General features: G+C 60.5%; 13 protein-coding genes. 6 read left to right on the top strand and 7 right to left on the bottom strand.

Annotated features, from left to right (window positions below):
• Positions 1 to 113 precede the first annotated feature (113 nt).
• Entirely contained in the window at positions 114 to 1,184 is a 1,071-nt protein-coding gene (locus tag AC097N_RS03905) for a fatty acid desaturase family protein (protein WP_479579431.1), read from the top strand.
• A 36-nt stretch (positions 1,185 to 1,220) separates the two neighbouring features.
• On the top strand, positions 1,221 to 1,532 hold the full coding sequence (locus AC097N_RS03910) for a MocE family 2Fe-2S type ferredoxin (protein ID WP_479579432.1): 312 nt from the start codon (positions 1,221 to 1,223) through the stop codon (positions 1,530 to 1,532).
• On the opposite strand, the gene AC097N_RS03915 is transcribed toward AC097N_RS03910, so the two are convergent.
• Positions 1,529 to 2,536, bottom strand: coding sequence for a xylose isomerase (locus tag AC097N_RS03915; protein ID WP_479579433.1), 1,008 nt, complete (start codon positions 2,534 to 2,536; stop codon positions 1,529 to 1,531). The two genes, AC097N_RS03910 and AC097N_RS03915, sit on opposite strands and share 4 nt — an antisense overlap.
• Positions 2,533 to 3,381, bottom strand: coding sequence for a formyltetrahydrofolate deformylase (purU, locus tag AC097N_RS03920; RefSeq protein WP_479579434.1), 849 nt, complete (start codon positions 3,379 to 3,381; stop codon positions 2,533 to 2,535). The genes AC097N_RS03915 and purU overlap by 4 nt, the downstream gene beginning before the upstream one ends.
• Before the next feature lie 98 nt (positions 3,382 to 3,479).
• On the opposite strand from purU, the gene AC097N_RS03925 reads away from it, so the two are divergent.
• Positions 3,480 to 4,277, top strand: a complete 798-nt coding sequence (locus AC097N_RS03925; RefSeq protein WP_479579435.1) for a 3-methyl-2-oxobutanoate hydroxymethyltransferase — start codon at positions 3,480 to 3,482, stop codon at positions 4,275 to 4,277.
• Positions 4,278 to 4,303: 26 nt separating this feature from the next.
• Here AC097N_RS03925 and AC097N_RS03930 read toward each other — a convergent pair whose 3' ends face one another.
• Positions 4,304 to 5,551: an NAD(P)/FAD-dependent oxidoreductase gene (locus AC097N_RS03930; protein ID WP_479579436.1), complete on the bottom strand. Its 1,248-nt coding sequence runs from the start codon at positions 5,549 to 5,551 to the stop codon at positions 4,304 to 4,306.
• A gap of 134 nt (positions 5,552 to 5,685) precedes the next feature.
• Here AC097N_RS03930 and AC097N_RS03935 point away from each other — a divergent pair, with 134 nt between their 5' ends.
• The gene (locus AC097N_RS03935) at positions 5,686 to 6,561 is read left to right on the top strand and encodes a MurR/RpiR family transcriptional regulator (protein WP_479579437.1); all 876 of its coding nucleotides are present in this window, start codon (positions 5,686 to 5,688) and stop codon (positions 6,559 to 6,561) included.
• A 24-nt stretch (positions 6,562 to 6,585) separates the two neighbouring features.
• Here AC097N_RS03935 and AC097N_RS03940 read toward each other — a convergent pair whose 3' ends face one another.
• Positions 6,586 to 7,665: a LacI family DNA-binding transcriptional regulator gene (locus AC097N_RS03940; protein ID WP_479579438.1), complete on the bottom strand. Its 1,080-nt coding sequence runs from the start codon at positions 7,663 to 7,665 to the stop codon at positions 6,586 to 6,588.
• A 23-nt stretch (positions 7,666 to 7,688) separates the two neighbouring features.
• Positions 7,689 to 8,540, bottom strand: coding sequence for a TIM barrel protein (locus AC097N_RS03945; protein WP_479579439.1), 852 nt, complete (start codon positions 8,538 to 8,540; stop codon positions 7,689 to 7,691).
• 229 nt (positions 8,541 to 8,769) lie between these two features.
• On the opposite strand from AC097N_RS03945, the gene iolG reads away from it, so the two are divergent.
• Positions 8,770 to 9,765 (top strand): inositol 2-dehydrogenase, encoded by a 996-nt coding sequence (gene iolG, locus AC097N_RS03950; RefSeq protein ID WP_479579440.1) that lies wholly within the window; start codon positions 8,770 to 8,772, stop codon positions 9,763 to 9,765.
• Between the two features lie 14 nt (positions 9,766 to 9,779).
• Positions 9,780 to 10,808, top strand: coding sequence for a Gfo/Idh/MocA family oxidoreductase (locus AC097N_RS03955; RefSeq protein ID WP_479579441.1), 1,029 nt, complete (start codon positions 9,780 to 9,782; stop codon positions 10,806 to 10,808).
• A 98-nt stretch (positions 10,809 to 10,906) separates the two neighbouring features.
• Here the strand turns inward: AC097N_RS03955 and AC097N_RS03960 are convergent, their stop codons facing one another.
• Positions 10,907 to 11,815, bottom strand: coding sequence for a phosphoribosylaminoimidazolesuccinocarboxamide synthase (locus AC097N_RS03960; protein WP_479579442.1), 909 nt, complete (start codon positions 11,813 to 11,815; stop codon positions 10,907 to 10,909).
• 99 nt (positions 11,816 to 11,914) lie between these two features.
• The gene (gene fba, locus AC097N_RS03965) at positions 11,915 to 12,979 is read right to left on the bottom strand and encodes a class II fructose-bisphosphate aldolase (RefSeq protein ID WP_479579443.1); all 1,065 of its coding nucleotides are present in this window, start codon (positions 12,977 to 12,979) and stop codon (positions 11,915 to 11,917) included.
• Positions 12,980 to 12,988: the final 9 nt, after the last annotated feature.

The following is a 12,988-nucleotide window of genomic DNA, read 5'->3' on the forward strand; positions in this document are numbered from 1 at the left end:
GTTCACGATTCGCAAAAATGATGTTTTTTGATATGTTTTGATGTTTTTTATTGAAACTCTTGATGTGACCCCGTACCATCCACTACCGCTTGACATTCAGGAACCCAGCCACCATGAACGCTTCCACCCAGACCACCCCGGGCCCGGCCCGAACCCGAGACGACTACAGCCTGATCGACGGCGCCGGGGCGCGTGCCCAAGCCGCGGGCCTGGTCAATGCCAACTGGTACAAATGTGCCGTGCCGCGTGCGCAAATGAAAGAACTCATGAAGCGCGAAGACGCCAGCGCCATCCGCGACACGGTCTTGTGGTACGCCCTGATCGCGGCAGCGGGGGCCTTGGTGGTCGCAACCTGGGGCACCGGCTGGGCGTTTGCTGCGTTCTTTTTGTATGCCAGCCTGTACTGCGGCCCGGCCGACAGCCGCTGGCATGAGTCCAGCCACGGCACCGCCTTCAAGACCCGCTGGATGAATGACCTGCTGTACCAGGTCGCGTCTTTTCAGGTCTTGCGCCGCCCCACCGTCTGGCGCTGGAGCCATGCCCGCCACCACACCGACACCCTGGTGACGGGTCGCGATCCGGAGGTTGCCGTTCCCCTGCCCACCGACATCATGGGCACCTTGCTCAATGTGTTCTCCCTCAAATCAGGCCCACGCGAACTGTGGCGTGTGTTGCGCAATGCCGCAGGCGTGCTGGGTGAAGAAGAGAAAACCTTTGTGCCCGAGATGGAGTGGCCCAAAATGATCAAGGAAGCCCGCGTGTGGGTGGGTGTTTACGCCCTGCTGATCACGTCTGCCGTGTACAGCGGCAGCTTTCTGCCTCTGGTCCTGTTCGGCCTGCTGCCCGGCATGGCGGGCACCTGGCTCTATACCTTCTTCGGGTTGACCCAACACGCCGGCCTGCCAGAGAATGTGCTGGACCACCGCCAGAACTGCCGCACCGTGTACATGAACCCGGTATTCCGCTTTCTGTACTGGAACATGAACTACCACGTGGAACACCACATGTACCCGATGGTGCCTTTTCATGCGCTGCCCAAGCTACATGAGGCCATCAAGGCCGATTGCCCACCGCCCTACCAGGGCACGGTCGCCACTTACCGCGAAATCATTCCGGCCATCCTGCGCCAGGCCAAAGACCCGCATTACTACGTCGTGCGTCCGCTGCCTGCAGCGCCAGTCTGATTCATTTTCCCCACCCCAAAAAAACCAGGAAACCCCATGAGCCAATGGATTGAAGTTTGCGCACTTGACGACATCGACGACGAAGACGTCGCCCGTTTTGACCACAGCGGCCACACCTACGCCGTCTACCGCTATGAAGACAAGGTGTACGCCACCGACGGCCTGTGCACCCACGAAAAAGTGCACCTGGCCGACGGCCTGGTCATGGAGTACGTGATTGAATGCCCCAAACACAATGGCCGCTTTGACATCCGCGACGGCCGTGCGCTGGGGGCACCAGTGTGCGTCAACCTCAAGTCCTACCCGGCCAAGGTCGAGGGCGGTCAGGTGCTGATTCAGGTGAACTAAGGCGCGGCAGGCGCTTGCAGCGAATCCCACTCGGTGCGCAACCATTGGGCACACGCCAGGTTGTTGTCCCAAATGGAATAACGGCTGCCGCCACCGTAGTCAGCAAACGGAATGAACTCGCAGCTGATCTGCTGCGGCGTGGCCTCCGGATGGGCGTGCATGGCGCCCAGCAATTCACGCACCGCCTGCTTCCACGGTTGCAGTGGTTCCTCACCCCAAGGGGCCTGAAAGCTGCCCGCAGGCGGCGCCACAAAGGGGTATTGAATGGCACGGCCGTGCAGCCCCCGGCGCCGGTTCATGGCCGTGTTGCGGCGCATGCCGGGCGTCGCGCTGCGGGCATGGGCATGTGCCACCCACCCCTCCGTCAACCAATGGCTGTAAAGCGTGGTCGGGTGCCCAGGCTCCAGCAACGCGCGTGCGCCATCGGGCTCGTCAGCCAGCCCGCTCAAAACAAGTTCTTCGGGATGATCGATCTTGAAAACGAGATGTGAGTGATCCAGCGTCAGGCGCAGCTTGACGTGGCTGCGCGCGAGCAGCTCCGCCACGCGTTCAATGCGCTGAAACTGCTCGCTCCACATGTCCACATGGACTTCCAGACTGGGCAGGCAACCCACGGGCTCGCCGTGCGCCATGGCGTCAAGAAAGAAATCGGCAACCTGCTGGTCCGTGATGGCGCTGCCATCGGACCGTCGCGCGTAGAGCTGCATATTGAACACCCGTGCGCCGAGCTTGCCGCCCGTGGCCAGTCCCCATCGCATGCGGGCTTCATCCTGGCCGGCGCAAAAAATACCGCCAAACACCCGAATGGGCAGCTCATACCGCTCGACGAGGTCAAAGTAGGGGGCGAAGTCCTCACCCGGGTCGATGTTTTTTTCAACGTAGTCGAATACCCCACTGTGCCGGACCCACGCGAAGCGGGTCGCGGCATGGGGCGTGGCCAGTCCGTCATGAATCAGCACACCATCCAGGTTGATGCCCACCGGCAAGCGGGCGGCCGTGGTCATTTGAAAATAACGGTTTTATGTCCGTTGAGCAGCACGCGATGCTCGCTGTGCCATTTGACAGCACGTGCCAGCACCTGACTCTCGGTATCGCGTCCTTGCGTGGTCAGGTCGTCCGTGGTCTGGCTGTGGTCAACGCGGGCCACGTCCTGCTCAATGATCGGGCCTTCGTCCAAGTCGGCCGTCACATAGTGCGCAGTAGCGCCGATCAATTTGACGCCGCGGTCATGCGCCTGGTAATAAGGCTTGGCGCCTTTGAAGCTAGGCAGAAAACTGTGGTGAATATTGATGGCGCGGCCATTGAGGGCGCGGCACATGTTGTCAGAGAGCACCTGCATGTAACGCGCCAGCACCACCAGCTCGGCACCTTCGGCACGGATGATGTCGAGTTGCCGGGCCTCCGCATCTGCTTTGGTCGCCGCGGTGACCGGCACGTGGTGAAAAGGCACGTTGTAGCTGGCCGCCAGTTGGTAAAAATCGCGATGGTTGCTGACAATGGCTTTGACGTCCACCGGCAGCAAGCCACTCTTCCAGCGAAACAACAAGTCATTCAGGCAGTGCCCTTGCTGGCTGACCATGATGACGATGGGCATGCGCCGGTCGGCGGGCCGCAGGTCAACCGTCATGGTCCAGGCCGCGGCCAGGTCCTGCAAGGCGAGATCAATCGCCTCCTGGCTCGAATCCCCACAGGCAAATTGCACCCGCATGAAAAACAGGCCGGTCTGCACGTCATTGAACTGGGCAGCCTCTTCGATGTTGGCGCCGTGCTGCAGCAACAAGCCCGAAACGGCATGAACAATGCCGGACTTGTCCGGGCACGACAGGGTGAGAATGTAGGTTTTTTTCATGACTTGCTGGCACTTTCAATTGATTCAAAGGGTATGCACATTTAATTCTATTTTAAACATACAATAGAAAATATTTTCTCATTAATTTACAGATCCTTATGAAAAAAGCCAGCCGCCCCACCATTGCCGACCTGCGCTCTCTGAAGGGTCAGCGACAGCTCTCCATGCTTCGCGTGGAGACGCTGGAGGAAGCCCATGCAGCCCAGCAGGCGGGCATTGACATGCTGTCAGTGCCGCCAGCATTGCTTGGCCCGGCATTCCGGGAGGCGGCGCCTACGTGCTTTGCCATTCCCGGTCTGGAGTACGGTGATTTTGTCACCGCTGAAGAGTACCTCAGAGCGGCTTTTGCGGCGATGCGAAGCGGTGGTGATGCAGTGTATTGCGCCGCCAGCATGGGCATCGTGCGGCGCCTGCGGGAAGAAGGCATTCCGGTCTGCGGCCACTCGGGGCTGATTCCTTCCCAAGCCACCTGGACGGGCGGCTTCAAGGCCGTGGGAAAAACGCTGGACACCGCCCTGCTGGTGTGGACACAAGTCAAAGCGCTGGAAGAAGCGGGTGCCTTCGCGGCTGAAATTGAGGTGGTTCCTGCAGAGGTGGCGAGCCTGATCTCGGCGCGCACCTCGCTGGTGATGATTTCCATGGGTGCGGGTGCGGGTGGCGATGCCCAGTACCTGTTTGCCAGCGATGTTCTCGGCGCCAACCGGGGCCATGTGCCACGTCATGCCAAGGTGTACCGGAATTTTGCGGCGGAGTACGACCGCCTGCAGACAGAGCGCGTGGCCGCCTTTCGTGAATACCAGCAAGACGTGGCCAGCGGCGCGTACCCCCAGTCAACTCATGAAGTGGGGATTGCGCCGGAAGAACTGGCCAAGTTCAAGGCCGCACTGGGCGAATAAAGTTCGCCTCCACCCGTCCGCACAACTCAGGCGGCACGACTCAGCAGTGCTTTCAGTTTGCTGGTCGGGTCGGCCAGTACGTCCGGGGACACGCTGATGCCCCGCTCCACCAGGGTGCGGGCAATTTTGAGCTCCCGGGCCATGCGGCTGCTCAACCCCCAGCCGCAGGCGCCGACCAGCCGTTCGCGCTGGTCCAGGTAAAAAACAATCAGGTCATCGTCTTCGAGCACACGCGTCACGGACGTCACGGCCAAAGCAGGCTCACCGGCCACCTGCAATTGGTGGTCGTACTGGTCGGACCAGAACCAGGGGGATGAGGTGTAGTGCTCAGCCCCTCCCATCATGTTGCGTGCGGCAATGCCGGCCTGGGTTTCCGCGTTGTGCCAGGTTTCCTGCCGAATCAGCTGGCCAGACACCGCGCTGGGGAACTCCGCCACATCTCCTGCTGCAAAAATCCCGGGTGCGCTGGTCTGCAATTGCGCATTGACCAGTACCCCACGCGCCACAGACAATCCGGCGGCACGCGCCAAATCCAGCCCTAGAGCGATTCCAATACCGACCAGCACAGTGTCGGCCTCCAACACGGTGCCATCGGTCAAGGCCACCAGCACGCCCCGCTCGGCAGGGACAATGCTTTCAGGATTGGCGCCCAGGTGCACCCGCACGCCGCGGGCACGGTGCAAGGCCAACGCGCGCTCCGCCAGGGGTTCGGGCACGGCACGCCCCATCAACCTGGGCCCACCTTCAATCAGCGCCACCTCACAACCGAGTTGTCGTGCAGAGGCGGCCACCTCCAGCCCGATGAAGCCGCCACCAATCACCACCAACCGCTGCCCCGGTGTCAGACGCGTCGCCAGCGCCGCTGCATCGTCCAGGCTGCGCAGCGTCATGACCTCCGGCAGGTCACCGCCGGGAATGCTGAGTTGTCTGACCTGCCCGCCTGTGGCCAGCAGCAAGGACCGGTACCCCAGCACCTGGCCATCCGACAAAGCCACCGTCTGCGCGGCAGGATCAATCGACAGGGCGCGGGCCTGGTGACGCTCGATGCGCAAAGCCGCCATGGCCTCAACGCTCAGCAACACGCAGTCTTGTGCAGACTTCTCCGCGGTCAGCAGCCCCTTGGACAGGGGTGGGCGCTCATAGGGGGGATGGCGTTCTTCACCCACCAAATGAACAGCACCGTCCCACCCGGCGTCACGCAGCGCCTGCGCCGCCCGGCCACCGCAATGACCTGCGCCTATGATGACCATGGAATCTTCGTTTGAGCGGTGCATGGCAATCAGGTTTGTTGTGTGTAAACTTAAATTATAAGAAAAATAGCCCTGAAATAATAAATTTTTTCTATTTTATAAAAATAGAGAATTTAAATTTCGGCCTAGAATGAAATTTTTGATGATTCGAGATCGCCATGCCCGTTGACAAGGTTCAGAAGCTCAATGTCGAGCAGTTGATCAAGCGCATCTCCGTGGAATATGACGGCTTGAGCAAGCAACTCAAAGTCATCGCCCGCCATATCGAGCAGCACCGGGACCACATCGGTCTGGACGGCATCCAGCAACTGGCCACCCAGTGCCAGGTACAACCGTCAGCGGTGGTGCGGTTTGCCAAACATTTTGGGTTTTCAGGGTTCTCCGAGATGCAAGCCATCTTTCGGGAGGGCCTGTCGCGCCAGCTGGCCCCCAGCCGCAACTACAAGGCGCGCATTCGCGACATCATTGAATCAGCCGCGGGCAGCCTCTCCAGCGTTGAAATTGCCAGCGAATTCCTGGCCGGCAGCGTGGCGGGCATGCAGGAGTTGCAAAGCAGCCTGCACGGCCCCTCTTTCAAGAAAGCGGTTGAATTGCTCGCCGAAAGCGATTGCATCTGGATCGCAGCGTCCCGGCGGTCGTTTCCGATTGCGGTTTACCTGGACTATGCGCTACAACACACTGAAAAGCGCATTGGCCTGGTCTCGGGCACAGGTAGCATGCATCTGGGGCAGATGCGCTCGGTACGCAAGGGCGATGTGATGGTGGCGATTTCATTCTCGCCCTACGCCGAGGAAACCATTTCAGTTGCCAAAATGGCGGTCGAGCGGGGCGCCCGGTTGATCGCCATCACCGACAGCCGCATGAGCCCCTTGTCCAAGTTGGCCCAGGTCGCGCTGGTGGTGCAGGACAACTCAACGTTTGGTTTTCGCTCACTCAGCAGCACGATGGGGTTGGCGCAAAGCCTGTTCATTGCGCTGGCCTACACACTAGAACTGCCGTACAAGTCCCATACCCCGGAGCCGCATCAGGGCTGATGTGCCTGATGCCTTGCCCGGAGGTCAGGCCGGCAATCGAAGTGCCGGCAAATAAGCCTGTGATGGCAGGTTTTCTGCACAAAAAAGTCGAAACTCGTTGGGGCCTGCAGGCGGTTTCTGGTCCAGCCACTTGTTGACAAACAGCAGGTGCTGCATGCCAGAGAGCACCTGGCCATCGGGGTCCTGATCGATCACCAAATCCAGGGTGCCTTGCACCAACAACGCACGATGTTCATCAGAGAGTTCATGCCCGATCCACACCAGATCGCGCGGCAGCCCATGCCGTGTCAGAGCCTGCGCAATGCCCTGTGACCCGGCACCGCTGTGATAAATGCCGACGAGTGGCAACGGACCTGCCTGCCTGAATGCCGCGTCCACGGCATGAAAAGTCCGGTCAGCGTCATCGCGGCAGGCCACCACAGGCAAGCACTGCAGGTGGGCAAAGCGTTCATCAACCAATTGCAAAAATCCGCTGGTTCGATCACGGTGGGCTCGGTAGCTGAGGTCATTGGTGAGCACCAGCAGTCGGCCCGCACGCGGGATCATCTTGCCCATGAAATGTCCGGCCGTCCGGCCCGCATGGACGTTGTCGATCCCCGCGTAATGCAGACGTGACACATCGCTGATGTCGCTCATCAAAGTGACGACCGGACCCCCCTGGCGGCTCACCATTTGAACCGCGTCGCGTAACACCGGGGTGTCATGAATGGCCACAATCAGACCGTCCCGACGGTGGGGTGGCTGGCGAATGAACGCAGCGGTGAGTTCATCATCCTCCGGCGAAAACTCATGGCGATGCACCACGATGCGACGGTCCAGCAGCTGCATGAATCGCTGCAAAGCCAACTCGATGCGCTCAAAAAATGGGGTCCGGCTGCGTGCCAGCACGACATCAAAACGGGTCAACCCGCGTCGCACATCCGGCATCAGCCGCGGCACGGCCAATTGCTTGGCCGCACGGATCACCTTCTCGCGTGTCACCAGCGACACACCGCCGCGGTCATTGAGCACCCGGTTGACGGTGGCGATGCTGACTTGCGCCTTGGCAGCAATGTCCACAAACCTCGCGCTGCTTTTTTTGCGAGGCGCGAGGGCGTCAGCCATGACAACGGGGCCGGGCCTGCCGATCAGGCGGGCTGCGCGTCGCGCATGTGCTCAACCGCCACGGCTTGGGACAGATAGGCCATGCTGTCGGCCAGCCGCTTTTCAATGTTGGTGGCCGCAGCGATCTCTTCGGCAAAGGGCTCGAAGGACGCATAGCCCTGGTAACCCGCCTTGAACAAGGTGTTGAGTTGAACCGCATTGCCCAGCCGGTCGGCGACCCCCACCAGCACCCGGTGACCATCACGCATTTGCGATGCGTCGAGCGTGGTGTCTTCCACGCCCGAGATGTGGATCAAACCGGTCAATTCCGGGAAGAACAGACCTTCACCCGCCAGGTGGTGGTGGAAGGTGTCATGCACCAGACGGAAGGTGCCGGTGTCACCAATTTCCTGAATGGCGCGCACCGCCTGGGACTTGCGACGCACGGCGCACTCTTCAAAACCCAAAGGTTCAATCAGACCGATCAGGCCGCTCTCTTCCAACATCGGCTTGAGTTGTTTCAACGCATGCACCAGGTCGGCATGACGCTGCTCGGCCGTGCGCGCGTCGCGCAGGCTGTTGGTGGGGCACAGCACCAGGGCTTCAGCGCCACACGCCACGGCGTAACGAATCATCTCGCGGGCCTCGGCTTCACGCGTGGCATCAAACTGTTCAAACTTCTGCAGCGCGTTGATGGAACGAATGGTCAGGCCGTGCGCCTGGGCAATGGCGCCAATGTCTTTGGCTGCTGCGCCGTCCACCATTTCAACCCCGGGCAAGTCATTGCGGATTTCGATGGCGCCTACGCCCAGGCGTTTGGCCAGACCCGCAAACTCGGAAAAAGAGACACGGGGCGCACTGATGCGGTTGATGGAAAAGTGAATGGTTGGGTTCATGAGGGTCTCCAGCTTTATAAGAAAAACAAGACCACGACTTTAGAGAAAGTGGTCTTTGTCGGCAGCAATATTTTTGATCATTTTTGATCAATTCACAAGCTGTTATTGAAATTTAATTCGACTTTTAATATTTATGGAAATTTCTTTCCATGCGTGATAAATCCATTTATAGTCAGGCCTCTTGTTGCCCGCCGAGTCGGGTTTTCTTAGTCCCATTCCTGGAATATTCATGAAGAACGTTGCTGTTTTCGGTGCCGGCCGCATTGGTCGCATTCACTCCTCCAACATCGCCACGCTCAGTGGTGTGAAGCTGAAATACGTGTGTGACCCCGTGCCCGCGTCCGCCGCGGAAGTAGCCCAGAAGTACGGCGCCGAAGTCTCCAGCATCGAAGCCGTGCTGGCCGACAAAAACGTCGATGCCGTCGCCATCTGCTCCTCCACCGACACCCACAGCGACCTGATCACCCGCGCCGCCGCGGCCGGCAAACACATCTTCTGCGAAAAGCCGGTTGACTTGTCCGTGCCCCGCGCCATCGCCTGCGCCGAAGCCGTCAAGGCAGCAGGCGTCTCCTGCATGATCGGCTTCCAGCGCCGCTTTGACCCCACATTCAACGATGCCAGCCGTCGCCTGGCCGCGGGCGAAATCGGCAACGCCGAGATGCTCATCATCACCAGCCGCGACCCCGGCGCACCTCCTGCGGACTACATCAAGGCCTCCGGCGGCATCTTCCGCGACATGCTGATCCATGACCTGGACGTGTTCCGCTGGATTTTGTGCGCCGATGGCGACGAAGCCGAATGGCTCAGCGCCACCGGCTCGGTGTTGACCGACCCCGCGATTGCCGCGCTGGGCGACGTGGACAGCACCGCCGTGAGCATTCGCACCCGCAAGGGCCGTCTCTGCCAGATCAACACCAGCCGCCGCGCCGCCTACGGTTACGACCAGCGCTTTGAAGTGCTGGGCTCAAAAGGCCTGCTGCAATGCGGCAACCACACCCCCACCGAAGTGGTGCAGTGGGACGCGCAAGGCATCTGCGCTGACAAGCCCGAAGCCTTCTTCCTGCAACGCTACGCCGCAGCCTACCGCCTGGAAATGACGCACTTCTTTGAAGCCCTGCAGACCGGCAGCGCCTTCAAGACCACCGTGGCTGACGGCGTTGCCGCCCAGAAGCTGGCTGACGCCGCCGCTGAAAGCTGCAAGAGCGGTTTGCCCATCCAGTTCTAAACCAAAGCTGCACGATGGCAACGCCCTCTCAACCCCTGCGGATCGGCATCGCCGGCCTGGGGCGACTGGGGCAGCGCCACGCGCAAGCCCTGGCCTTCAAAACACGCCACTGCCAGCTGGTGGCCGCCTGCAGTCCGGTCGCCAGCGAGCGGGCTTTCGCCGCCGAGCAACTCGGGGTGACGCGGCGGTATGAAGACTTCGACGCCTTCATCGCCGATCCGGACATGGATGCGGTGGTGCTGGTCACCCCCACCTCTTTGCACGCCAGCCAGGCCATGGCAGCGCTGGAAGCCGGCAAACACGTCTTTGTCGAGAAGCCACTGGCCCTCAATGTGCCCGACTGCGAACGCGTGCTGGCAGTCGCCCAGCAACATCCGGATCTGGTCGCCATGGTGGGCTTTGTGCGTCGCTTTGACCCCAGCTACGTCAACGCCCAATCCCTGATTGCAGCCGGAGACCTTGGCAAACCCTTTCTGGTGCGCTCCCAAACCTGTGACCAGAACGACCCCGACGGCTTCTTTGTGCGCTTTGCCCCCACCTCGGGCGGCATCTTCATGGACTGCAGCGTGCATGACATTGATCTGGCGCGCTGGCTGCTGGGACGCCCCAAAGCCTTGCGCGCCTTTGCCACGGGTACCAACGCCCTGCACCCGGCCCTGGCCGAATTTGGCGACGTGGACAACGGCATGGCCATCGTGGAGTTCGAGGGCGGTGCACGGGCCGTGCTGTACGCCTCCCGCACCATGGCGCACGGCCATGAAACCAGCACCGAAGTGATCGGCACCGCCGGCAAGCTGACGGTGGGCGAACACGCTGCCAGCGACCGGGTCGTGCGCAGCGACGCCCAGGGCGTGCGACACGCGGTGGTGAAAGACTTTTATGAACGCTTCGAGACGGCGTTTGGCGTCGAGATGGCCGCTTTTGTGGCCGCCTGCCGAGGCGAGCAGGCACTGACGCTCACGCTGGCTGACGCCCTGGAGGCCACGCGCATCGGGCTGGCCATCACGCGTTCACTGCACAGTGGTTTGCCAGAACCCATCTGACGGTTGATCAAGCAAATCTGCTATTAATTAGATAGCTACTCCCGCACGCTACACGGGTGCTAGAGCCATTTTTCTTATAAATTACAGAAACAGCCCGGTCAACCCATCAACCGGGTCAACGCTTCCTGGTATTTGGCGGCCGTTTTTGCGATCACCTCATTGGGTACGCGCGGCGAGGGGGGTGTTTTGCTCCAGGGCTTGCCGTCGACCTGGGCCTGCTCCAGCCAGTCGCGCACAAACTGCTTGTCAAAACTCGGCGGGTTCGTCCCTTCCTGGTAGCTCTCGGCTGGCCAGAAGCGGGATGAATCAGGCGTCAGCACCTCGTCCATCAGCGTGAGTGTGCCGTCGGTGTCCAGACCAAACTCGAATTTGGTATCGGCAATGATGATGCCCTTGGCCGCCGCAATCTCGCAGGCCGCTTGGTAGAGCTGGATGCTGATGTCGCGAATGCGGGTGGCCAGGTCCAGGCCAATCATCTCCACGGTCTGCTCGAACGTGATGTTCTCGTCATGGTCGCCCACCGCCGCCTTGGCCGCCGGGGTGTAGATGGGTTCGGGCAGTTTGGAGGCGTTTTTCAGCCCGGCGGGCAGCTTGACGCCACACACCGCCTGATTCTCCTGATACTCCTTCCAGCCGCTGCCCGCCAGGTAGCCACGCACCACCGCCTCGACCGGCAAAGGCTTGAGACGCTTGACCAGCATGGAGCGACCGACCACCTGCGGCACTTCAGCAGGGGTCACCACGCTTTCAGGCGCATCGCCAGTGAGGTGAATCGGGCAAATATTCAAGCCCGTCGGACCCAGCTTGTCAAACCAGAACAGCGCCATCTGCGTCAGCAACGCGCCTTTGCCAGGGATGGGCTCGCCCATGATCACGTCAAAGGCACTCAGGCGGTCGCTGGCGACCATCAGGATGCGGTCATCGCCCACGGCGTAGTTGTCGCGCACCTTGCCACGAGCAAGCAGGGGCAAGGAGGTCAGCATGGAGGTGTGCAGGGCAGCAGTCATATCGAGGTGGTCAATGCGTAAAAAACGTGGGGGTCAAAACAAAAGGCCTGCTGCGGTGAATTCACCATCAGCAGGCCCTGATTATCGCAATTACAAAGATCAGCGGACGACTTGTGCCAATTCGCCCCGTGCATATTGCCCGGCCACCTCAAACAGGCTGTGCCCTTTGATCTTGGCGGCCTGCCCTTCGCAGCCAAACTGGAGGTAGCGTTGTTTGCAAATCTGCTTGGCGGCTTCACGGGCAGGCTTGAGCCAGTCACGCATGTCGAACTTGTCAGGGTTTTCAAACATGAACTTGCGCACGGCAGCGGTCATGGCCAGGCGGATGTCGGTGTCGATGTTGATCTTGCGCACGCCAAACTTGATGGCTTTTTGAATTTCTTCCACAGGCACGCCGTAGGTTTCTTTCATGTCACCACCGAATTCGCGAATGATCGCCAGCAACTCCTGCGGCACGCTGCTGGAGCCGTGCATGACCAGGTGGGTGTTGGGAATGCGCTTGTTGATTTCCATCACGCGGTCAATTGCCAGAATATCGCCGGTGGGCTTGCGCGTGAACTTGTAGGCGCCGTGGCTGGTACCAATCGCGATCGCCAGGGCGTCAAGCTGGGTACGTTTCACAAAATCAGCGGCCTGCTCCGGGTCCGTCAGCATCTGTTCACGGGTCATGGTGGCGTCGGTGCCGTGGCCGTCTTCCTTGTCGCCCTTCATGGTCTCCAAAGAGCCCAGGCAACCCAGCTCGCCTTCCACCGTCACGCCGGTGGCATGGGCCATGTCAACCACCTTGCGGGTGACGGCCACGTTGTACTCGTAGCTGGCGATGGTTTTGCCGTCAGCCTCCAGGGAGCCGTCCATCATCACCGAACTGAAGCCCAGATTGATGGCGCCCTGGCACACATCGGGATTTTGGCCATGGTCCTGGTGCATGACCAGTGGAATGTGCGGATAGGCCTCGATTGCCGCGGAAATCAGGTGCTTGATGAAGGCCTCACCGGCGTATTTGCGGGCGCCAGCGCTGGCCTGCAGGATGACAGGAGCGCCCACTTCATCGGCCGCCGCCATGACGGCCTGCACCTGTTCCAGATTGTTGACATTGAAGGCCGGAATACCGTAGCCATTGACTGCTGCATGGTCCAGCAGTTCACGCATCGAGACGAGTGCCATTTTGAAATC

It is taken from the genome of Rhodoferax sp. LS1R11, assembly GCF_056521395.1.